This is a genomic window from Sphingomonas sp. ABOLG (genome assembly GCF_003950435.1).
In the GTDB taxonomy this organism is placed as follows: Bacteria; Pseudomonadota; Alphaproteobacteria; order Sphingomonadales; family Sphingomonadaceae; genus Sphingomonas; species Sphingomonas panaciterrae.
The window spans coordinates 61,844-82,878 of the sequence record NZ_QQWW01000005.1 but is presented as its reverse complement, the minus strand read 5'-3'; the positions used below and the strand labels follow the sequence as shown (position 1 = coordinate 82,878).

The 21,035-nt window shown below is 67.1% G+C and carries 20 protein-coding genes; 8 read left to right on the top strand and 12 right to left on the bottom strand.

Annotated features, from left to right (window positions below; genetic code table 11):
• Positions 1-30 precede the first annotated feature (30 nt).
• A complete protein-coding gene (locus tag CA236_RS07585) occupies positions 31-192 on the top strand; it encodes a DUF1674 domain-containing protein (protein WP_125945152.1) in 162 nt (53 codons plus the stop codon).
• 84 nt (positions 193-276) lie between these two features.
• A complete protein-coding gene (locus CA236_RS07580; RefSeq protein WP_125945151.1) occupies positions 277-2,133 on the top strand; it encodes an AsmA family protein in 1,857 nt (618 codons plus the stop codon).
• A 15-nt stretch (positions 2,134-2,148) separates the two neighbouring features.
• Here the strand turns inward: CA236_RS07580 and CA236_RS07575 are convergent, their stop codons facing one another.
• Together CA236_RS07575 and tsaD are read right to left on the bottom strand one after the other, a co-directional pair.
• Positions 2,149-3,120 carry an NAD(P)H-dependent glycerol-3-phosphate dehydrogenase gene (locus CA236_RS07575; RefSeq protein WP_125945276.1) on the bottom strand — a complete coding sequence of 324 codons (972 nt, stop codon included), beginning with the start codon at positions 3,118-3,120 and terminating at the stop codon, positions 2,149-2,151.
• A gap of 8 nt (positions 3,121-3,128) precedes the next feature.
• Positions 3,129-4,154, bottom strand: coding sequence for a tRNA (adenosine(37)-N6)-threonylcarbamoyltransferase complex transferase subunit TsaD (tsaD, locus tag CA236_RS07570; RefSeq protein ID WP_125945150.1), 1,026 nt, complete (start codon positions 4,152-4,154; stop codon positions 3,129-3,131).
• 89 nt (positions 4,155-4,243) lie between these two features.
• On the opposite strand from tsaD, the gene hemC reads away from it, so the two are divergent.
• From hemC to CA236_RS07550, 4 genes are all read left to right on the top strand, one after another.
• Complete coding sequence (gene hemC / locus CA236_RS07565; RefSeq protein WP_125945149.1) at positions 4,244-5,149, top strand: hydroxymethylbilane synthase; 906 nt, start codon at positions 4,244-4,246, stop codon at positions 5,147-5,149.
• Positions 5,146-5,817 carry a uroporphyrinogen-III synthase gene (locus CA236_RS07560; protein ID WP_125945148.1) on the top strand — a complete coding sequence of 224 codons (672 nt, stop codon included), beginning with the start codon at positions 5,146-5,148 and terminating at the stop codon, positions 5,815-5,817. Before hemC ends, CA236_RS07560 begins: the two co-directional genes overlap by 4 nt.
• A gap of 25 nt (positions 5,818-5,842) precedes the next feature.
• A complete protein-coding gene (locus CA236_RS07555) occupies positions 5,843-6,784 on the top strand; it encodes a hypothetical protein (protein ID WP_125945147.1) in 942 nt (313 codons plus the stop codon).
• Positions 6,785-6,910: 126 nt separating this feature from the next.
• Positions 6,911-8,302 carry a M20/M25/M40 family metallo-hydrolase gene (locus tag CA236_RS07550; protein ID WP_241212564.1) on the top strand — a complete coding sequence of 464 codons (1,392 nt, stop codon included), beginning with the start codon at positions 6,911-6,913 and terminating at the stop codon, positions 8,300-8,302.
• Positions 8,303-8,350: 48 nt separating this feature from the next.
• On the opposite strand, the gene CA236_RS07545 is transcribed toward CA236_RS07550, so the two are convergent.
• The 7 genes from CA236_RS07545 to CA236_RS07515 form a co-directional block, all read right to left on the bottom strand.
• Entirely contained in the window at positions 8,351-8,932 is a 582-nt protein-coding gene (locus CA236_RS07545) for an ABC-type transport auxiliary lipoprotein family protein (RefSeq protein ID WP_046409091.1), read from the bottom strand.
• Between the two features lie 8 nt (positions 8,933-8,940).
• On the bottom strand, positions 8,941-9,903 hold the full coding sequence (locus CA236_RS07540; protein WP_125945145.1) for an MlaD family protein: 963 nt from the start codon (positions 9,901-9,903) through the stop codon (positions 8,941-8,943).
• Positions 9,903-10,739, bottom strand: coding sequence for an ABC transporter ATP-binding protein (locus tag CA236_RS07535; protein WP_046409089.1), 837 nt, complete (start codon positions 10,737-10,739; stop codon positions 9,903-9,905). Before CA236_RS07535 ends, CA236_RS07540 begins: the two co-directional genes overlap by 1 nt.
• On the bottom strand, positions 10,739-11,836 hold the full coding sequence (locus CA236_RS07530) for an ABC transporter permease (RefSeq protein WP_125945144.1): 1,098 nt from the start codon (positions 11,834-11,836) through the stop codon (positions 10,739-10,741). The genes CA236_RS07535 and CA236_RS07530 overlap by 1 nt, the downstream gene beginning before the upstream one ends.
• Positions 11,837-11,976: 140 nt before the next feature.
• The gene (locus CA236_RS07525; RefSeq protein WP_241212563.1) at positions 11,977-13,209 is read right to left on the bottom strand and encodes a DUF445 domain-containing protein; all 1,233 of its coding nucleotides are present in this window, start codon (positions 13,207-13,209) and stop codon (positions 11,977-11,979) included.
• Positions 13,210-13,311: 102 nt separating this feature from the next.
• Positions 13,312-16,578 (bottom strand): efflux RND transporter permease subunit, encoded by a 3,267-nt coding sequence (locus CA236_RS07520; RefSeq protein ID WP_125945143.1) that lies wholly within the window; start codon positions 16,576-16,578, stop codon positions 13,312-13,314.
• A gap of 4 nt (positions 16,579-16,582) precedes the next feature.
• The gene (locus CA236_RS07515) at positions 16,583-17,761 is read right to left on the bottom strand and encodes an efflux RND transporter periplasmic adaptor subunit (protein ID WP_046409086.1); all 1,179 of its coding nucleotides are present in this window, start codon (positions 17,759-17,761) and stop codon (positions 16,583-16,585) included.
• A 211-nt stretch (positions 17,762-17,972) separates the two neighbouring features.
• On the opposite strand from CA236_RS07515, the gene CA236_RS07510 reads away from it, so the two are divergent.
• Positions 17,973-18,689 carry an SIMPL domain-containing protein gene (locus tag CA236_RS07510; protein ID WP_125945142.1) on the top strand — a complete coding sequence of 239 codons (717 nt, stop codon included), beginning with the start codon at positions 17,973-17,975 and terminating at the stop codon, positions 18,687-18,689.
• Between the two features lie 126 nt (positions 18,690-18,815).
• On the opposite strand, the gene CA236_RS07505 is transcribed toward CA236_RS07510, so the two are convergent.
• From CA236_RS07505 to CA236_RS07495, 3 genes are all read right to left on the bottom strand, one after another.
• The gene (locus CA236_RS07505; RefSeq protein ID WP_046409084.1) at positions 18,816-19,073 is read right to left on the bottom strand and encodes a GlsB/YeaQ/YmgE family stress response membrane protein; all 258 of its coding nucleotides are present in this window, start codon (positions 19,071-19,073) and stop codon (positions 18,816-18,818) included.
• Between the two features lie 89 nt (positions 19,074-19,162).
• The gene (locus tag CA236_RS07500; protein ID WP_046409083.1) at positions 19,163-19,462 is read right to left on the bottom strand and encodes a DUF1153 domain-containing protein; all 300 of its coding nucleotides are present in this window, start codon (positions 19,460-19,462) and stop codon (positions 19,163-19,165) included.
• A gap of 108 nt (positions 19,463-19,570) precedes the next feature.
• The gene (locus tag CA236_RS07495) at positions 19,571-19,798 is read right to left on the bottom strand and encodes a hypothetical protein (RefSeq protein WP_046409082.1); all 228 of its coding nucleotides are present in this window, start codon (positions 19,796-19,798) and stop codon (positions 19,571-19,573) included.
• A gap of 127 nt (positions 19,799-19,925) precedes the next feature.
• Here CA236_RS07495 and mnmA point away from each other — a divergent pair, with 127 nt between their 5' ends.
• Entirely contained in the window at positions 19,926-21,032 is a 1,107-nt protein-coding gene (mnmA, locus tag CA236_RS07490) for a tRNA 2-thiouridine(34) synthase MnmA (RefSeq protein WP_241212562.1), read from the top strand.
• Positions 21,033-21,035 lie beyond the last annotated feature (3 nt).

Genomic DNA, 21,035 nt, shown 5'->3' with positions numbered 1-21,035 from the left:
GGCGGGTGAACGCCGTAACCGGAAGAGCCCATGTCCAATCGACCACCTCATGTGAAGCCGCCGGCCTATCTTTCGCCGAACAAGCCGGTGCCCGAGCCCGCGCCGATGGAGCGCCCGCCCGAGGATCCACTCGGCCGCGATCCGGTGCGCTATGGCGACTGGGAGAAGAAGGGCATCGCCGTCGATTTCTGACCCCGCCTGACGACGCACACAGGTGACGTAACGTCATTCCTTTCGCGGCCGGAACGAAGTTTAGGTCGGCGCGTCTCAGCCTCGATGCCCACCTTTCTTTCCCGGCGCCGTGTCCGCGTCATCCTTGCTGCCGCGGGCGCGCTTCTCCTGTGCGCGCTCCTCGCGCTGGCGATCTTCCCCTGGGGCATGCTGAAAGGCGTCGCGGAAAGCCGCCTCACCCAGCGTTTCGGTCGCCCCGTGACCATCGGGACGATGGAGCGGGTCGACCCAGTCGGCTTCGCCACTATCGTCCGCCTTCGCGACGTGCGGATCCCTGGCCCGGCCTGGTCCGCCCCGCGTGACCTCGCACAGATCGGCCGGCTCGACGTTGGCTTCAACGCGCTGTCGCTTCTGCTCGGACGATTGTCGCCGCGCACGATCGACATCTCGGGCGCACAGATCAATCTGGTCCGCACCCGCGATGGGCGGGAGAACTGGCGACAGGACAAGAGCGGTGATCACCAGTCGGGCAACAGCAGCCTCGATCGCCTGACTGTCGCCAATTCCCGGCTCCGCTATGACGATGCGAAGCAGGATCGCCGCTTCGACATGGGCTTTGCCTCCGACAGAGGCGCCGGCTTGCGGCTGCAGGGATCCGGTACGGTGCGCGGCGCGCCCGTGACACTTGCCGCCCAGGCGCCCGCTCTGTCGGACCGGGGCGGGGGGCGCTGGCCGTTCGAGGCGCGGATCACCGGCCAGGCGCTGTCGATGCACGCCCGCGGCACCATGGCGGCGCCCTTCGACACCGATCGCATGACGCTCGACGTCACGGCGCGCGCGAATGACCTGAAACTCATCGATGCGATCATCGAGGCGGGATTGTTCCAGACCCAGCCAGTGACGCTGTCGGCACATGTGCGCCGCGAACCCACACGATGGTTGATCGACCGGCTCGACGGCCGGATCGGTCGGTCCGACCTGTCGGGGAAGCTGACGGTCGACAAGGTGGACGGCCGCACGAAGCTGTCGGGCACCTTTGTCTCCCGCCAACTCGACTTCGACGATTTCGCTTCCGACGAGGGGCTGCGCCGCGCCGCCGCGAAAAAGCGCGCGATTGGCCCCCGCATCGTTCCCGACACCCGCGTCAACCTTGCAAAGGTCGGCAAGACGGACGGCACCATTTCCTTTCGCGTCGGCAACATCGTCAGCCGGCAGGGTCCATCGTCGCTGAAGACCCTCGCCGGCACGCTGGCGCTCGACAACCGCAAGCTCTCGGTGGCGCCCCTCACGATCGGGCTCAGCCAGGGCAGGATCGCGGGCAGCGCGATCGTCGATCAGTCGGATGGTGCGCCGGAGCCGCTCGTCCGGCTCGATCTTCGCCTCCTCGACAGCAGCATTCCCGCGCTCGGCGGCGGTGGCGGTTCGGTAACGGGCCGGGTCGACGCGCGCGCCGTCCTTGCCGGCCGCGGCAGCACGATCCGCGAAGCGGTCGGCAAATCCTCCGGCCGGATCGGCGTGGTCGCCCGCAACGGCGCCCTGCCCGCGGAGATCGCCGCCGCGCTCGGCTTTGACGCGGGGCGCGCGCTGCTCGCCGGTGAGAAGGATCGTGCTGCCCTGCGCTGCGTGGTGGTCGGCATCGCCATGCGCGGCGGGCGCGGGACGGTCGGCCCGTTCGTCATCGACACATCGCAAAGCCGGCTCGATGGCGAAGGCACCGTCACCTTCCCAGGCGAAACGCTCGCGGTTCGGCTGACCGGCGCGCCCAAGCAGGACGCCGTGCTCCGCCTCCCGGGGTCGGCCACACTCTCCGGCACGATCAGCGAACCCGATGTTCAGGTGCCCAAGGAGGTCAAATCGGTCGGCAACGTCTTCAAGGCGATCGGCCGTGCAATCACCGGAAAGCAGGGTCCGACCGCGACCGACGCCGACTGCGCGGCGCTTTCCGCGCGCGTCCTGCGGTGACCGCCGCCGCGCGCGTTACGCCTCGTCGCGACGCGGGCGGGCCAGGAGACCGCTGATCACCTCGCTGGCGGGCGCGCCCTGCAACAGGCGGCACACCGCATCGGTAATCGGCATGTCGACGCCCGCCTGTGCTGCAGCCTCGGCCAGCACCGGCGCGGTGAAGGCACCCTCTGCCACCGTGCGCCGGTCCGCCAGCAGGTCGGTCGCCGACCGTCCCTGCCCCAGCCCCACGCCAAGCGAGAAGTTACGGCTGCTGGTCGACGAACAGGTCAGTACCAGGTCGCCCAGCCCCGACAGGCCAGCCAGCGTCTCCGCCCGCGCGCCGCGCGCCAGCCCGAAGCGGGTCATTTCGGCAAAGCCGCGCGCGATCAGCGCCGCGCGTGCATTCTGGCCGAGCCCCGCCCCCTCCACCACGCCGCAGGCGATCGCCAGCACGTTCTTCACCGCCCCGCCGATCTCCGCACCGATCACGTCGCTAGAGGCGTAGGGACGGAAGGTCGGACTGGCGAGCCGCTCGGCCAAACGCACCTGCAGCGCCGGATCGGCACACGCAAGCGTCACCGCCGTCGGCAGCCCCGCCGCAACTTCATGGGCAAAGGTCGGGCCGGACAAGACCGCGATGGGCGCGCCGGGGTGCGCGGCCTGGGCGACCTCGCCCACCAGACGCCGCGATCCGGCCTCGATCCCCTTGGCGCACAGCACCAGCGGCGTGTCATTGCTGGGAAGCGCGTTCAGCACCGCGCCGACATGCTGGGCCGGCGCGACCACCAGCAGCGCGTCACGATCCGCCAGATCGTCCAGCGCTCCGGTCGCGCGGATCGCCGGCGACAGCGGGACGCCGGGCAGGAACATGCTGTTCTCGTGGCGGTCGTTGATCGCGGCGACCACCTCCTCCTCGCGCGCCCACAGCAGCACCTCGCCGCCACGCGCGGCGACCTGCGCCAGCGCGGTGCCCCAGGCGCCGCCGCCGATCACGCCGATCCGCATGTCGCGGCTCATGCCTTCACCCCCGCACCGCGCACCGCCTCGGCGGTTGGATCAAGTGGCCAGCGCGCCCGCGCCGGTGTGTCGAGCGGATCGACCAGCCCGGCGGCGAACCGCTCCGCCCCGGCCCAGGCGATCATCGCGGCATTGTCGGTACACAGCCACAGCGGCGGTGCCACGAAACGCAGGCCATGTGCGTCGGCAAGCGACGACAAAGCACTGCGCACCGCATTGTTGGCCGCCACTCCGCCGGCGACCACCAGCGCCGTTGCGCCCGGCGCACGGTCGATCGCGCGCGCTGTCCGATCGATCAGGCAATCCACCACCGCCGCCTGGAACGATGCCGCGACATCCTCCGGTCGATAATCGCCCGCGATCCGCGCCACCGCGGCCTTCAGCCCGGCGAACGAGAAGTGCGGCTCCGGGGACAGGAACAAGGGCCGGGGCAGTGGCACCGCTGTCGGATCGCCCATCTGCGCCGCGCGCTCCACTGCCGGCCCGCCGGGAAAGCCAAGGCCCAGCACCTTCGCCGTCTTGTCGAACGCCTCACCCGCCGCATCGTCGATCGTCGTTGCCAGCCGGCGGTATCGGTTCACCCCCTCTACCAGCAGCAACTGGCAATGCCCGCCCGACACCAGCAGCAGCAGGTAGGGGAAGACGAGGTCGGGATCGGCCAGACGCGGGCTGAGCGCGTGCCCCTCCAGATGGTTCACCGCAATCAGCGGCTTGCCGACCGCATGGGCAATCGCTTTGCCCGTCACCAGCCCCACCATCACGCCGCCGATCAACCCCGGACCGGCGGTGGCCGCGACCGCATCAATATCGGCCAAAGACACGCCGGAATCGGCCAAAGCTGCCTCGATAAGCGGCTCCAGCGCTTCGACATGCGCCCGGGCCGCGATCTCCGGCACGACCCCGCCATAGGGCCGATGCGCCGCTTCCTGCCCCGCCAGTCGATGCGCCAGCACGCGGCGATCACCCGTCACCAGCGCCGCCGCCGTTTCGTCGCACGAGGATTCCAGACCAAGGATCAGCATGCCCGGCTCATATCCGCTCGACCCACGCTTGTCGAAGGGCGCCCACGTCCGATAGAGCGGACCCGATATCTGCAGGATAGAAGAGACCGGTGGCTCAGCGTTTCAGACTCGGCACCCGCGGTTCGCCGCTGGCCCTGACCCAGGCAGGGCTGGTGCGCGACGCCTTGATAGCCGCCCACGGCTGGGACGATGTCGACATTGTCGTCGTGAGTACCACCGGTGACCGCGTGCAGGATCGCGCGCTGGCCGAGATCGGCGGCAAGGCCTTGTGGACCAAGGAGCTCGACCGCGCGCTATTGGCTGGTGAGGTGGATGCCTGCGTCCACTCGATGAAGGATGTGGAAACCATCCGACCGGCCGAAATCGCCATCGCCGCGATGTTGCCCCGCGCGGACGTTCGCGACTGCCTGATCGGCGTCGACACGATCGACGCGCTGCCGCACGGCGCGGTGGTGGGGACCAGTTCGCCGCGCCGCCGCGCGCAGCTCCTGCGCCATAGGCCGGACCTCGAAATCGTGCTGTTCCGCGGCAATATCGATACGCGGCTGGGCAAGCTCGCCACCGGAGAGGTTGCCGCCACACTCCTCGCCGCGGCCGGTCTGGAGCGGCTTGGCCGGCACGACACGGGCGTTGCGATCGAGACGCACGTCATGCTGCCCGCCCCGGCGCAGGGCGCGATCGGGATCGAGACGCTGGCCGACAGCCCCGCCTTTGCGCTGGTTCAGGCTATCGACTGTCCCACCACCAGCATCTGCATCCACACCGAACGTGCGCTGCTGGCGGCGCTGGAAGCCTCCTGTCACTCGCCGGTGGGCGCACTTGCCAGGCGCGAGGGCGACGGCATCACCCTGGCGGCGGAACTGCTGACGGAGGATGGGTCGGAGCATGTCACCGGCGTCATCGCGGGCGAGGATGGCCCCACGCTTGGCCGCGAACTGGCGGCCGATCTGCTCGCCCGTGCACCCGCTTCGGTCCGACATCTGTTCGGGGGATGACACGTCCGATCGCCGTCCTGCGGCCGGAACCGGGAAACAGCGCGACCGCTGACCGGATCGCGAAGGCGGGTTTCACTGCGCTTCGACTCCCGATCTTCACCATCTCGGCTGTTCCCTGGGCGCCGCCGCCCGCGACCGATTTCGACGCGGTGCTCCTGACCAGCGCCAACGCGGTTCGTCAGGCCGGACCGGAGCTCCACACCTTTTCCTCGCTCCCGCTCGTCACCGTCGGACGTGGCACCGCCGATGCGGCGGAGGCAGCCGGCCTCACGCCGCAGATGGTGGGCAGTTCGGACGGGAGGGAAGCGCTCGCTCTCGCCAAGGGACGCGGCTGGCACCGGCTGGTGCGCCTCACCGGCCGCGCGCATATCCATCTGCCGGGCGTCACCGACATCGTCGTCTACACCAGCGACCCTCTCCATCCTGCAGAGGATCAACTACGCGCGCTCGCCGACAGCATCGTCCTCCTTCACTCACCCCGCGCGGCACGCCATTTCGCCGGCCTCATCGCCGGCGCGCACATCGCCCGGCGCTCCATCCGGCTGGCGGCGCTCAGCCAGGCGGTGGCGGACGCGGCCGGCGGGGGATGGCAGCGCATCAGTGTTGCGCCCCTCCCCAGCGACCCGGCTTTGCTCGAAACCGCCATGACGCTCGCGATTGACCGGTGAGCGTCGGGCGGGGATAAGCCGCGGCATGGACGAAAACGCGCCGCTCGCTCCTGCTCCGCGCCGGTCACGAGTTGGCCTGCTCACGGTGTTTGTGATCCTGGCTCTGGTTGTCGGGCTCGCGCTGATCTTCCTGTCGATGCGGGATGGTACCAGCTGGTGGCAGCGCCAGGCCAAAGCACCGACCGCCGTGGACAAGGCCGTCACGACAAAGGACGTCATCGCAGCCACGCCGCCGGCGCCCGCCGCGGTGGATCCGGCCACCCTCGCTGCTCGCGAAAGCGCGCTTGCCGCTCAGCTGGCGGCGCTGGAGGCGAGGACGGCAAGCCTCAGCATGGATGTCACCCAGTCGCAGGACCGCGCCGGCCGTGCCGAGGCGATCCTCATCGCCTTCGCTGCCCGCCGCGCGATCGAAAAGGGCGCAGCCCTTGGCTATCTGGAGGATCAGCTGCGACAACGCTTCGGCGAAACCCAGCAAAAGGCGGTGAATACGGTGATTGAGGCTGGTCGCGATCCCGTCACGCGCGAGGGACTGCGCCAGGCATTGGATGCCAACCGTTCGATGCTGCTCAATCCCGGCGCGGACGGCTGGTTCGCCGGCTTCATGGACGAACTGCGGCGCCTCGTCGTCCTGCATGATGCCAACACGCCGTCGCCCCTGCCCGCGGATCGCCTCGCGCGTGCCCAGCGCCTGCTGGATGCCGGCCAGGTGGAGCCCGCGGTTGAGGAAGTGTCCCGACTGCCCGGCGGGACTCAGGCGGCAAACTGGAGCGCGGCGGCACGACGCTACATTGCGGCGCGCCAGGCGCTCGACACGCTGGAAACCGCGGCGATCGTCGGCACGATCCCGAGCAGCGCGCCGACGGCTGCCGCTGCCCTCGTCCCCGCTGTACCACAGGTGACGGGCGATGCGGCCCCGGCCACGGGCGATCTGGGGAACGATCAGGCCGAACCCGCGCCGCGTCCCTGATCACCGCGCCTTATGGCGCCATGCCGTTCGACCATCGATTGGCACGTTGCGCACCAGCGGCTTCGCTGTAACCTCCCGGTTCAGATAACGACAAAAGGGAGTGGGATGCGCGGCATTTGGAAAGCCATGACGGTCGCCGCCGCAGGAATGGCGCTCGCGCCATTGGCAGCGGCAGCACAGAACCGGGCGGACGAGCGAGCGTTCTTCGATCTCTACAAGCAATTGGTCGAAACCAACACGGTCGTTGGCGAGGGAAGCTGCACCCGGGCCGCGCAACAGATCGCCACCCGGCTCAAATCAGCCGGCTACACCGATGCACAGGTTACCCTTTTCTCGACGCCGGAGCATCCGGAGGACGGTGGCGTTGTCGCCATCCTCCCCGGCACCGATGCGTCCGCCGACGCCATGCTTCTCCTGGGGCACATCGACGTCGTCGCCGCCAAGCGCGAGGATTGGGCGCGCGACCCGTTCAAGCTGATCGAGGAAGACGGCTTCTATTATGGCCGCGGTACGGTCGACGACAAGGGCATGTCGGCGATCTGGGCAGACAGTATGATCCGCTTCAAGCAGGAGGGCTTCAAACCCAGGCGCACGATCAAGCTCGCGCTCACCTGCGGTGAAGAAACCACCTATGCCTTCAATGGCGCACAATGGCTCGCCAACAACAAACCGGACCTGGTTCGCGCGGCATTCGTGCTGAACGAGGGCGGCGGCGGCCGGCTGGACGCACAGGGAAAGCGACAGGCGCTCGCGATCCAGGTGGGGGAGAAGGCCGCGCAGAATTTCACCTTCACCAGCACCAACCCTGGCGGGCACAGCTCCGCGCCGACGCCCGACAACGCCATCTACGAACTGGCCGACGCCGTGAAGCGGGTGCAGGGCTACGAATTCCCGATCAAGTTCACCGACACGACGCGCGCGTTCTTCACCGCCAGCGCCCAGGCGCTGCCACCGGAAACAGGCGCGGCGATCAAGCGGCTGCTGGCCAACCCAGCCGACAAGCGGGCGGACGCGGTCGTCAGTCGCGACAAGGTCCTTTACTCGACCCTGCGCACGACCTGCGTCGCCACGCTGGTCAACGCCGGCCATGCGGAAAACGCGCTCCCGCAACGCGCCACCGCCAACATCAACTGCCGGATCTTCCCGGGCGAGACCGTCGAGAGCACATTGGCAAAGCTGACCGAGTTGGCAGGGCCGAAGGTGACGGTGACGGCCAATCAGCCGGTGCGCCCGATTGCCGTGCCGCCGCCGCTCGACCCGCGCATCATGGGCGCTGTGCAAACACTCGCGGCGAAGCATTTTCCGGGGACGCCGGTCGTCCCGATGATGTCGACGGGTGCGACCGACGCGGTGTTCTTCGGCGTGCTGAAGATGCCGGTCTATGGCGTTCCCGGCATCTTCCTCGAACCTGACCTCAACGGCACGCACGGATTGAACGAGCGCATCCGGGTGACGGCGCTGTACGAAGGCCGGGACTACCTTCACGATCTGGCTAAGGCCTTGGCCACCCAAGGCTGACCCTTGGCGCCCCGCCAGCCCAACGTCGGGCGGCGGGGCACATTCGGTTTAGCGTCCGACCCAGTCGGCGACCTGCACCGCCACCTGATTGGCCGCCTGATTGAGCGCGACCGCAACCGGTGCCGCTTCAATCGCGGCCACCGGGACGCGCACTTCGAAGCGCTGCTTTTCCAGCGCGCCGCCCTCGTCACGGACGAGTGCCGCGTCGAAGGTCACGACCGCGGCGGAAGCGCCCGCATCGACGCCGAAGGTCCGCAATTCGCCCGACAACCGGGCGCCCGGACTTCCCATCGCCTGCGCCCCCGACAGGACGACGCGGCCGGTCCGCGCAGCAACGGTGTCGGACACCACGCGCGCGAACTGCCGCGCCGGCAACTCGACCCACTGCGCATCCCTGACATAGGCCACGTCGGTCAGGTTCGACTGCACCGGAATGCGGTTGGTCGCCAGTTCCTGCGGCACGACTGGCACCTGGATGGTCACCGTGCGGGCGCCCGCCGACGATTGCTCACGCCCGACGGGGACCTGTTCCGTCGAGGACAGGGTAAGAAGTGCCTTGGGCGGCTTTTCGCCAAAGCTGATGCATCCGGCGAGCGGCAGGGCAGCAAGACCGATCAGAAGCTTCTTCATGTGCGTCCTCACTTGCCCTTGTAGTCCGGCAGCTTTCGCGGGCCAACCAAGGCCGCTGCCCCCTGTTGATCGACCTTTTCCGCGACCGATGCGAGCGCCGCCGACATCTGCCGCAGATCCAGAACCAGCTGGTTGACCTCCGGAATGGTCTGCTTGGAGAAGGTTTGCAGGCCGGGTCGCGCATCCTGGATCGCGGAGTTCAGCGTTTCGGTGCTCTGCCGCGCGGAGCGAATCGTCTCGTTCAGATTGGCCAGCGTCGGCTTCACGTCCTCGGCCAAAATGCCGTTCGTCGTGGCCGCCAGGTTGCCGATCTGCTCCGCTGCCGTGCCGGCCTGGGCCACCGCGATACGCGTCTGCGCCAGCGTTGCGGCGATCTCCGGTCCGCGATCAGCCAAGGCGTCCGTCAAGCGGTTGGTATTCTCAAGGATGCCGGCGATTGACGCCTGATTACGGTCCGTCAGCAGCCCGGTCAGCCGCTCGGTTAGGGTCGACAGTCGTTCGAGCAGCTGCGGCGCGGAATTCAGGATCGCGCCAAGACCGCCGGTGCGCGTCGGAATGACCGGCACGCCATAGGGACATACGCTGCCGGGATCGCGCTCCGGACAGACGATCGGCGGGGCACCCTTGCGCGCACCATCCAGGCTGATCGTGCTCGTGCCCGTGAAGCTGCCCTGGATGGTGGCGGCGGTACCCTGCAGAATCGGCGTATCCTGGCTCACCTCGATCCGCACGCGTACGAACTGCGGATCATTGCGCCACAATTGGATCGACTTCACCTGCCCAGACGGCACGCCCGAATAGGTCACCTGCGATCCGCGGGCGAGCCCGTCGACCGATTGCTTGAAGAAGATGTCATACTCCTTCTGCTTGGTGCCGCCCAGACGCGCGATCCACACGGTGAACAGCGCCAGCACGGCAAGCAGGATCAGCACGACGGCGCCGACCAGGACGTGGTTGGAACGGGTTTCCATCAATCAGCCCCTGAATCTGCTGCTGCACCGGCGGTCGATCGTTCCGACCTTTCCCGTTGCGCCTCTTGTGTTGCGACTGCCGCCCGGCCGCGCGGCCCGCGAAAATACTCCTGGATCCACGGATGATCGAGTGCCAGCAGTTCGTCGATCGTGCCGACCGCAATCACACGCTTGTCGGCGAGCACCGCCACCCGGTCACAGATGGCATACAACGTGTCGAGGTCATGCGTGATCAGGAAGACGGTCAGTCCCAGCGTGCGCTGCAAAGATTTGGTCAGTTCGTCGAACGCCGCCGCGCCGATCGGATCGAGCCCCGCCGTCGGCTCGTCGAGGAACAGCAATTCGGGGTCCATCGCCAGCGCACGGGCAAGTCCGGCGCGCTTCCTCATGCCGCCTGACAATTCAGCCGGAAACTTCGGGCCCGCATCATTGGGCAGGCCGGTCATGATCACCTTATAGGATGCGATCTCGTCGAGCAGCGACAGGCTGAGCGACGGGTAGAATTCGCGCAACGGCACCTGGACGTTCTCGGCCACGGTCAACGTCGAGAACAGCGCCCCCCCTTGGAACAGCACCCCCCACCGTTTGCGAATCTCAAGCGCATCGGTCTCCGCCCGGCCGAGCGTGGGTTCGCCGAACACCGTCACCTCGCCTGCGATCGGCTGCTGCAAGCCGATGATCGATCGCATCAGCACGGATTTGCCTGTGCCCGATCCACCGACGACCCCCAGGATCTCGCCCTGACGCACATCCAGATCGAGATTCTCGTGCACGACCTGGTCGCCGAAGGCATTCTTCAGGCCACGAACTTCGATGATGTTTTCCGGCTCTGCCATCAAATCCAGCCGATCCGCTCGAAGAAGACCGCAAAGAAGGCGTCGAGAACAATGACGAGGAAGATTGCCTGGACGACCGCTGCGGTCGTGCGCATGCCGACCTGCTCCGCATCACCCTTCACCTGCATCCCCTGGAAACAGCCAGCGATGGCGATGATCGCGCCAAAAACGGGTGCCTTGACCAGGCCGACGTAGAGGTCGGTGATCGGCACCACTTCACGCAGTCGTGCGACGAAGGTCACCGGCGGGATATCAAGCTGCCACCAGCAAAGCAGGCCACCGCCAATGATCGCGACGAGCGAGGCGTAAAAGCCAAGGAGTGGCATCATCACCACCGCCGCGATCGTTCGCGGCACCACCAGCGCCTCCATCGGGGACACGCCGATCGTCCGCATCGCGTCGACTTCCTCGGTCAACTTCATCGTACCGATCTGCGCGGCAAAGGCCGACCCCGAGCGCCCGGCAACCATGATCGCGGTCATCAGCACACCCAACTCGCGCAAGGTGATCCGCCCGATCAGGTTGATCGTCAGCACCTCGGCACCGAATTGCCGCAACTGCACCGCGCCCTGCTGCGCAATGACGATGCCGATCAGGAAGCTCATCAGGCCGATGATGCCGAGCGCCGACACCCCGACCACCTCGAAACGCTGCACCGTCGCATTGAAGCGGAAGCGCTGCGGATGGCGGATGACCGACGCCAGGGCCGCCAGCGTCGCGCCCATGAAGCCAAGCAAGCCGACCAACGTGCGTCCCGCGGTGACGGTCGCCTCGCCCACTTCGCCGAGAACGCGGTTGAAGGAGCTGACATGCTGCTGCCGCGTCGGAACAGGCTGATCGGCATTGACCACCTGATCGAAGAGGGCACGCTGTTCTTGGCGCAGCCCCTCGATGTTGGCACCGGTACGCTGCGCGAAGCGGTGGATGACCCATGCACCGATCGTATCGATCCTCGACACGTCGGACAGGTCGATCACCGATACCGCGCCGCTGTAATCATCCAGCCGCGTCGGGAGATCACCAAGGCGAGCCAGCACCAGATCGCCAGTGAAGCGCATCGCTCCGCTATCGTCGCTGAAGTCGGCCAGTGCGCGCATTCCCACCCTTTGCGGGAAACCCCGCACCTCGGCAAGATGAAAGTACGGAGCGGCGGCTTGTTGCATGGATGCTGGCACAGCGGCGTGGCCGCACGGCGATCACGCCATCTCCAGAACTTCTATAGCTCGCCTGCTCCTGCTCAGAGCGCGACGTCGACCGTATGGATCAGCAGGCCGACCATGCCACCCACCAGCGTGCCGTTGATGCGGATGAACTGAAGGTCCTTGCCCACCGCATGTTCCAGCCGCTGGGTAATCGTCTGCGCGTCCCAGCCGCGAACCGTTTCAGACACGAGGCCGACGATAACGTCGCCATAATCGGCGGCCGTGCCAACCGCGACGCGGCGCACATAGCGGTTCAGCGTACGGCGCAGGCGTACGTCGCGCTCCAACGTCTCGCCCAACTGCCGCAGCATGTCCCCCATCCCGCCGGACAGCAGCCGTTCGGGATCGCGAGCGGCGCGGAGCATGGCCTGGCGTGCCTGTTCCCACAGGCCGTTGATCCAGTTCTGCATGGCCGGGTTTTCCAGCAGCGCCAGCTTCAGTGCCTCGACCCGCTCGCGCATCTCGGGCTTGTGCTGGAGATCGCGGGCAAGCGTCGCCAGGCCTTCCTCGGCCTTTGCGCGAAGGGGATGGTCGGGCTGCTCCGCCATGTCGACCAGCATCTTGTCGAGACCGTCGATGATCTTGTTGGCAATGGTTTCGTCGAGCCCGGTCCAGCGCAGGATGGAACCGGCCCGCTCGTGCACCATGTTGCGGACGACCTGCTGGTTCGAATCGAGGACCCGCGCCGCCCAGCGCACGATGCCGTCGATGATCGGCTGGTGCCGGTTCTCGGCCATGGCTGCTTCCAGCGCGCGACCGATCAGCGGCGCCAGATCGATCCGCCGTATCTGCTCCACCATGGCGCCGCGCACCATCCCGCCAAGCCGCTCCTGATCAAGCGCTTGCAGTGCCTCCACCACCAGGCGCGACGCGCCGCGCGTCACGCGCTTGCTGCCGGACGACGGGTTCGCCAGCCAGCGCGCGGCGACGCCTGCCACGTCCATGCGTCGCATGCGGCGGGCGACGACGACGGGAATGAGGAAATAGTCACGCAGGAACACGGCGAGCTGGTCGCCGATCCGATCCTTGTTGCGCGGGATGATCGCGGTGTGCGGGATTGGCAGGCCAAGCGGATGGCGGAAGAGCGCAGTCACCGCGAACCAGTCGGCAAGACCACCCACCATCGCCGCCTCGGCAAAGGCGCGGACAAACCCCCAGGCGGGCGCGCTGTCCTGCAACCGGCCAGCGACGAAGAACGTCGCCGCCATCACGACCAGCATCCCGGTGGCGATCACGCGCATGCGGACCAGCCCCGGGGGTGCAGACATTCGCAAGGGGCGCCTCAGCGCGACCGGCATCATGCCCCGATCAATCCCCCAAGCGGGGGATTGTTCAAGCCTTCTTTCTCGAAGTTGACGCTTATGATGGGGTCATTCGGCCGGAACGTCGCCGTCGCGGAAGCCGATGCGGCCGTGCGGGGCGGGCAGGACGCCGCTGGGGCCCTGGTGGTCGATCACCGTCAAACCATCGTCGCCGGGGCGATAGGTCAGCAGCTTGCGACCGAGCCATGGCCCGATGCGGCGTTCGATCCCGATCGACAGGCTGAAGGCAGCCGGGACGATCAGCAGCGTCAGCAAGGTCGAGACGATGAGGCCGCCGATCACGACAATGCCCATCGGCGCGCGCCATGCGCCGTCGCCGGTGAGCGCCAGCGCGGTCGGCACCATGCCCGCGACCATCGCCACCGTGGTCATCACGATCGGCTGCGCACGCTTATGTCCGGCGTCGACCACGGCGTCGTAGATCGGAACACCGGCCTGCATTTCCTCCAGCGCGAAGTCGATCAGGAGGATCGAGTTCTTCGCCACGATGCCGAGCAGCATCAGGAGGCCGATGAACACCGGCATCGACAACGGGTTGCCGGTGATGATCAGCGCGATGACGCCGCCCAGCGGCGCGAGCAGCAGCGAGCCCATGTTGACCAGCGGCGGCAGCAGCCGGCGATACAGCAGCACCAGCACCGAGAAGACGAGGAACACCCCCGCGATCACCGCGATCACGAAGTTGATCAGCATCTCCATCTGCCACTTGGCCTGGCCGACGCTCATCTTCTGCACGCCGAGCGGCAGGTTCTTCATGATCGGCAGCGCGTTGACCTGCTGCATTGCGTTGGACAGCACCAGCCCCGGGGCCAGATCGGCGCCGATCGTCAGCTGTCGCTGCTGATTGAGGCGGTTGATCTTGGTGGGGCCGGAGCCAAAGCCGATCTCCGCCACCACTGACAGCGGCACCGATCCGCCGTTCTGCGTCGGCACCGGGAGATTGCGGATCGTCGCCATGCGCGTGCGCGACGACTGATCCAGCGCCACCCGGATCGGGATCTGCCGGTCGTTGAGCGAGAAGCGCGCGCTGTTCTGGTCGATGTCACCCAAGGTCGCGATGCGGATCGCGTTGGACAGCGCACTGGTCGTGACGCCAAGGTCCGCCGCGAGATCAAGCCGCGGCTTGATGACGATTTCCGGCCGGTTGAGGTCGCCCGCAATGCGCGGCGCGAGAAATCCGGGGATCTTCGCCATTTCGCGCACGATCTTGTCGGCGGTTTCGCGCAGCAGCACCGGATCGTCGCTGCCCAGCGTCACCGACACGTCGCGGTTGTTGTCGCCCCAGCCGAACTGCGACTGGAAGTTGACGCGCGCATCCGGGATCTTGGCGAGTTCCGGCGCAAGCTGGCGTTCGAACTCGGTCGAGGTCTTTTCGCGCCGATGGCTGAGGTCGCCGCCGAACAGCGCGCCGATCCGTTCGTTGAGGCTCGGCTTGTCCTTGAACTGCACGGTGACGCGGCCAGTGCCGACGAAGGCGCGGGTGTAGATCGTCTCCGCCTCTGGCTGCTGACGCAGCAGGTCATAGACCTTGTCGACGACCTGCTGCGTCTGCGGCAGCGTGGAGCCGGGAGGCATGGTGATCGTGACGGTCGAGCGTTCCTGATCGATCGACGGCTGGAACTGCATCGGCAGGCTAGCAAAACCGACAATGGTCAGCAGGAAGGCGAGCACGCCGATGCCGATCGTCCAGACGCGGTGATCGCGGAAATAGCCGGTCACGCGGCTGAACCCGCCGCGCGCGCGGATCGCCATCGACTTGCCGGGATCGAGCGTCCAGCGAAGGACGTTCATATAGATGTCCATCATCCGCCCCTCGCCATGCGCTTCGGGGCCGGCGGACTTCAGGAAATAGGCCGCGATCATCGGCGTGATCATGCGCGCGACCGCAAGGCTCATCAGCACCGCGACGACGACGGTGAGGCCGAAGTTCTTGAAGAACTGCCCCGACACGCCCGGCATCAGGCCGACCGGCAGGAACACCGCGACGATCGACATGGTGGTGGCGAGCACGGCCAGGCCGATCTCGTCCGCCGCGTCGATCGACGCCTGATAGGCGGATTTACCCATGCGCATGTGACGAACGATGTTCTCGATCTCCACGATCGCATCGTCGACCAGCACGCCCGCAACGAGGCTGAGCGCGAGCAGCGTCATCTGGTTCAGCGTGAACCCCATCAGGTCCATGAACCAGAAGGCGGGGATCGCGGAGAGCGGGATGGCGAGCGCCGATATGAACGTCGCGCGCTTGTCACGCAGGAACAGGAACACGATGAACACGGCGAGCACCGCGCCCTCGATCATCGCGTGGATCGCGCTCTCATATTGCTCGATCGCATATTTGGAGCCGTCGATCCGCAGCTGGAATTTCACCTGCGGATTGCGCTTCTCCAGCTCGGCGAGCTTCTTCTGCGCCTCCTTGAAGACGCTGACTTCCGAATAGCCCTTGGCCCGCTTGAAATCGAAGGTGATGACCGGTCGACCGTCGACGCCGGCGGCGGATCGCTGCTCGGCATAAAGGTCGCGCACCGTCGCCACCGCGCTCAGCTTGATCGTGCGGCCGTTGCCGGCGATGATCTGCGTCTGGCCCAGTTCATAGGCGTCGCGCGCATTACCCAGCACGCGCACCGACTGTTCGGCGCCGGCGATCTCCGCACGGCCGCCGGCGGCGTTCAGGTTCACCTGCCGCAGCTGCTGGTTGATCTGGGTGGCGGTGAGGCCGTAGGCGGCAAGCTTCGCCGGATCGAGGATCACGCGGATCTCACGATCGACGCCGCCGTTACGTTCGACCGAGCCCATGCCCTCGACGCCGAGCAGCTCCTTGGTCACCGTATTGTCGATGTACCAGCTCAGCTGCTCGATCGTCATGTCGGTGCCGATCGCCGAATAGCTGCCCAGATCATTGTCGTTGATCTTCACACGGCTGATCTGCGGCTCCAGGATGCCTTCGGGCAGGTTGGAGCGGATCTGCGTAACGGCATCGCGCACTTCGTTCACCGCGCGGTCGACCGGCGTGCCGATGTCCAGCTGGATCATCGTCGTCGAATTGCCTTCGGAGACAAAGGACTGGATTTCGTCCACGCCCTCGATCGTCCGCACCGCGGCCTCGATCCGCTGCGTGACCTGCGTTTCCAGCTCGCTCGGCGCGGCGCCCGGCTGCGTGATTTCCACCGCGACCGCGGGGAAATCGATGTCCGGTTCGCGGTTGATGTCCATCCGGATGAAGCTGACGATGCCGGCGACCGTCAGGATCACGAACAGGACGATGACCGGAACCGGGTTTCGGATCGACCAGGCCGAGATATTGCGGAAACTCATGCCGTCACACTCCGGGCTTGCCGAGCACCGGCGCGATCTTCTGCCCCGGGTTCAGGAACGCACCTGCCGAGACGACCACCTTTTCCGTGCCGTCGAGACCTGATGCAATCGCAACCGAATCGTCGTTCACCGTGCCCAGCCGCACGTCGCGGCGCTGCACCACATTGTTCTTGTCGGCGATATAGACGTAATTGCCCTTCTCGTCGCTAAGAACCGCCGATTGCGGAAGCTCGGGCACGCTGGCGGTGCCGCCGACGATCGTGGCGGAGGCGAAGCCGCCGGGGCGAAGCGCGGGATCATAGCGAAGCGCAACGCGGGCGATGCCCTGGCGCGTCTGCGGGTCGATGACCGGCGACACCTGCCACACCTCGCCATCGAACTTCGTCTCGCTGCCCACCGGGGTCACGCTGACGCGTGCGCCCGGGCGCAGCTTGACGAGATCATCCTCGGCGAGCTGCGCGCGCATTTCCATCTCGCCCCCCTTGGCCATGCGGAACAGCGTGCCCGAGGCGGAGCTGATGATCTGCCCCGGCTCGACCTGGCGCGTCAGCACGAGGCCGGCGGCGGGTGCCCGGATATCGAGGCGATTGTTGCGCGCGCGCTGTTCGGAAGCGGCGGCGTTGGCAACCTTGAGCCGCGCGGCGGCGGCATCGCGGGTGGCGATGCGGCGCTGGACGTCGGCCTGGCTGATGAACCCGCGGCCGACGAGCTGCTCGGCGCGATCAAGCTCCGCCTGGGCGAGCGTCAGATCGGCCTTGGCCACGTTGACCTGCGCGGCGAGGCTGGCGGCGGTCTGCGTCTGCACCGACCGGTCCACCGTGGCGAGCACCTGGCCGGCCCGCACCCACTGGCCCGGTTCGACCAGAACGGCGGTCACCATGCCGCCTTCGCCAGCGACACCGACCGGCATCTCGCGGCGCGCGGCCAGCGTGCCGGTGGCAGTGACCGCGCGATCGACCGATGCACGGCCCGGCACGATGACCGTGACGCGCGGCGCCTGATCGGCGGCGGAGGAGGCCGAAGGCGCAGGATCGCCCGAGCGCGTCAGCAACATCGCCGCGGCCACGATCGCCAATACCGCCACCACGGCCACGATGATGAGCCGCCGACGCCGGCGGCCATCATCCGTCGGACCTTCGATCAACACGGTCTCGCCACTCACACTACCGGTATCGTGATTCATGCACCCTACATCCCGCTCCGGCGACGTCAGACGGCCGTTCGCTACCTTGCCGGCAGTGTATTATATGAATAAGTCACCGGCCTCAAGTACCGGCTTGCCCCGATTGGCGCCATGGCAGATTGGGTGCTCCACCACAAGCCAGCCTCGTTCAGCTTGCGTTGTCGAAGCGTTGTGCAGGAACGACCAACCGATTGTCCGGAGTTAAACATTCATGCGCATTCTTTTCGCTTCGCTGATGCTGGCCACCGCCGCCACCCCCGCCCTGGCCCAGAATGTGGTGGGCGGGCCGGTGCTGCCGGACGGGACGCTGCTCGACGTCGTCGCGACTGGCGACATTACCCGCGTACCGGACGTTGCAACGCTGCGCGCGGGCGTCGTGACGCAGGCGGCGACCGCGAGCGAGGCGTCGGCGCAGAATGCCAGCCAGATGGCGCGCGTCATCGCCGCGCTCCGCGCCGCGGGAATTGCCGAGCGCGACATCGCGACCGCCAGCATCGGCCTGTCGCCGCAATATCGCTATGGCGAGAACCAGCCGCCGGTGATCACCGGCTATCAGGCGACCAACACCGTGTCGGTGAAGTTTCGTGACATCGCCAAGAGCGGACGGGTGCTCGACGCCCTGGTGAAGGCGGGCGCCAATCAGATCGACGGGCCGCAATTGTCGATCGACAAGCCCGCGGCGGCGCTCGACGAAGCGCGGGTGAATGCGGTCCGGCAGGCACAGGCGCGCGCGCAGCTCTATGCGCAGGCTGCCGGGCTTCGCGTCGACCGGATCGTGTCGATCAACGAGCAGGGCGACAATCGCGGCGACCAGCCCCGCCCGCCGGTCCTCTACGCCCGCGCGGCCAAGGCGGATGCGCAGACCGAGATGCTGCCGGGCGAGACCGAAGTCAGCGTCACCATCGCGGTGCGCTTCCTGCTGAAATGAGCAAATGCCGCCCCGCGTGGGTGCGGGGCGGCATCAGGCTTTCTCAAGGGCCGGAAAGCAGCGGCCAAGAAAAAGGCCGCCCGAGTGATCGGGCGGCCCTTTTGTCATGGTCCTGGTAGCGCGGGCTTAACGCACGCTGCCACGACGGACGAGGTTGACGATCGCCAGCAGGACAACCGCACCCAGCAGCGACACCAGGAACGACGTCAGCGTCAGCGGCGAATTGTTGATCGAACCACCCGAAATGATCAGACCACCGATGAACGCGCCAACGATGCCGACGACGATATTCAGGAAGATGCCCTGCTGTGCATCGGTCCGCATGATGATGCTGGCGAGCCAGCCGATCACACCGCCGACGATCAACCAGAGAATGATACCCATAACTAACTCCCCTGCGTTAACGGCCCGAACGGCCGGGCTGGGGAAAATACTCTTGACAGCCAAACTTTGTTCCGATCACGTAACTCAGTTCAGAAGTTCTGCTGGCGCTCATAGAGCGATTTGTAGTGCTGGATGCGCGTGACGCGCAGCCCGGGCATGCCCGAGCGGTCGATCGCACGCTGCCAGCTGGCGAATTCCTCCACCGTCAGGCCGTAGCGATTGCACACCTCGTCAACCGTCAGCAGACCGCCGTTCACCGCTGCGACGACCTCCGCCTTGCGACGCACGACCCAGCGGGTGGTGGTCGGCGGCGGCAGGGTTTCGAGGGTCAATGGCTCGCCGAGCGGGCCGATGACCCGGGCGGGACGGATCTTCTGGTTCTCAATCATGACTCAACCTCGGTTGTGGGGACCGCGAGGCCCCCTTTCCACCTGACATTGCACAGCGTGACGAACGCGAACCGGTGTACTCTAGCCACCGATCGGTAAACAGGATGTTCAATCGTCCTTCCATTGCATCATTGCTTTGGCCACGGGACCGTTGAACGCACCGTCCACCGGCGCGAAAAGCGGCGAATCGAGCCGCACCCGCGCCGAACGGGCGTAGATGGTCGCGGTGGGCGACGCCGCCTGTCGCGCCGTCATCTCCACCAGCAATACCGCCAGGTCGCTGGGGAGCTCGACCAGCGGTGCGCGGCGGTCGAACAGGGCAAAACTCAGGTCCACGCTACGCCTGGCTCCTCATGCGTCCTACGGGACACCCCTGCTACGCGCCGCAGATGAAGGGTCCGTAAAGGATGCCACCATCCTGGTGCGTGTTCACCATCCAATTCGGATGTGCTATGGCGCGCACGTGACTGATATCGGTGATTTCCAGCTGGACGGCGGCGCCGCCGGCCGCCGCATCGTCGTTGCCATGTCGGGCGGGGTGGACAGCTCCGTCGTCGCCGCGCTGGCCAAGGCGAGCGGGGCGGAGACGATCGGCGTGACGCTGCAATTGTACGACCATGGCGAGGCGACCGCCCGCCCCGGCGCCTGCTGCGCCGGGCGCGACATTCGTGATGCGCGCGCGGTGTGCGACAGCCTGGGCATCGCGCATTATGTGTTCGACCACGAAAGCAGCTTCCGCAGCCGGGTGGTCGACCGCTTTGCCGACGAATATCTCGCCGGCCGCACGCCGATCCCTTGCGTCCAGTGCAACATGGGACCCAAATTCACCGACCTGTTCGCGCTGGCGCGTGATCTGGGGGCGGACTGCCTCGCCACCGGCCATTATGTCCGCCGAATGATGGGCAGCGCGGGCGCCGAGCTGCACCGCGCGATCGATCCCGCGCGCGACCAGAGCTATTTCCTGTTCGCCACCACGCGGCAGCAGCTCGATTTCCTGCGCTTCCCGCTGGGCGGCATGCCCAAGGATCAGGTGCGCGCGATCGCCGCCGAGATGGGGCTGGGCGTCGCGGGCAAGCCCGACAGCCAGGATATCTGCTTCGTCCCCGACGGTGACTACGCCGGGCTGGTCAAGAAGCTGCGCCCCGCCGCCGTGGACGGCGGCGAGATCGTCGACCTCGAAGGACGCGCGCTCGGCCGGCACGAGGGGATCATCCATTACACCGTCGGCCAGCGGCGCGGCCTCGACATCGGCGGCCAGCCTGAGCCGCTGTACGTCATCCGGCTGGAGCCCGAGGCGCGGCGCGTCGTCGTCGGCCCGCGCGCGGCGCTGGCGGTGGCCGCCGCGCGGCTCGCCGATCTCAACATCCTCGGACCTCTGGACGGCCCGCTGACCGCCAAGGTGCGATCGATGGCCAAGCCGGTGCCGGCGCGCCTCGATGGCGACATGCTGCTGTTCGACGCGCCCGAATATGGCGTCGCGCCGGGCCAGGCGGCGGTGCTGTATGATGGCGACCGGGTGCTCGGCGGCGGCTGGATCGCGAGCACCGAGGCCGCCGCGCTGGCGGCCTGACGA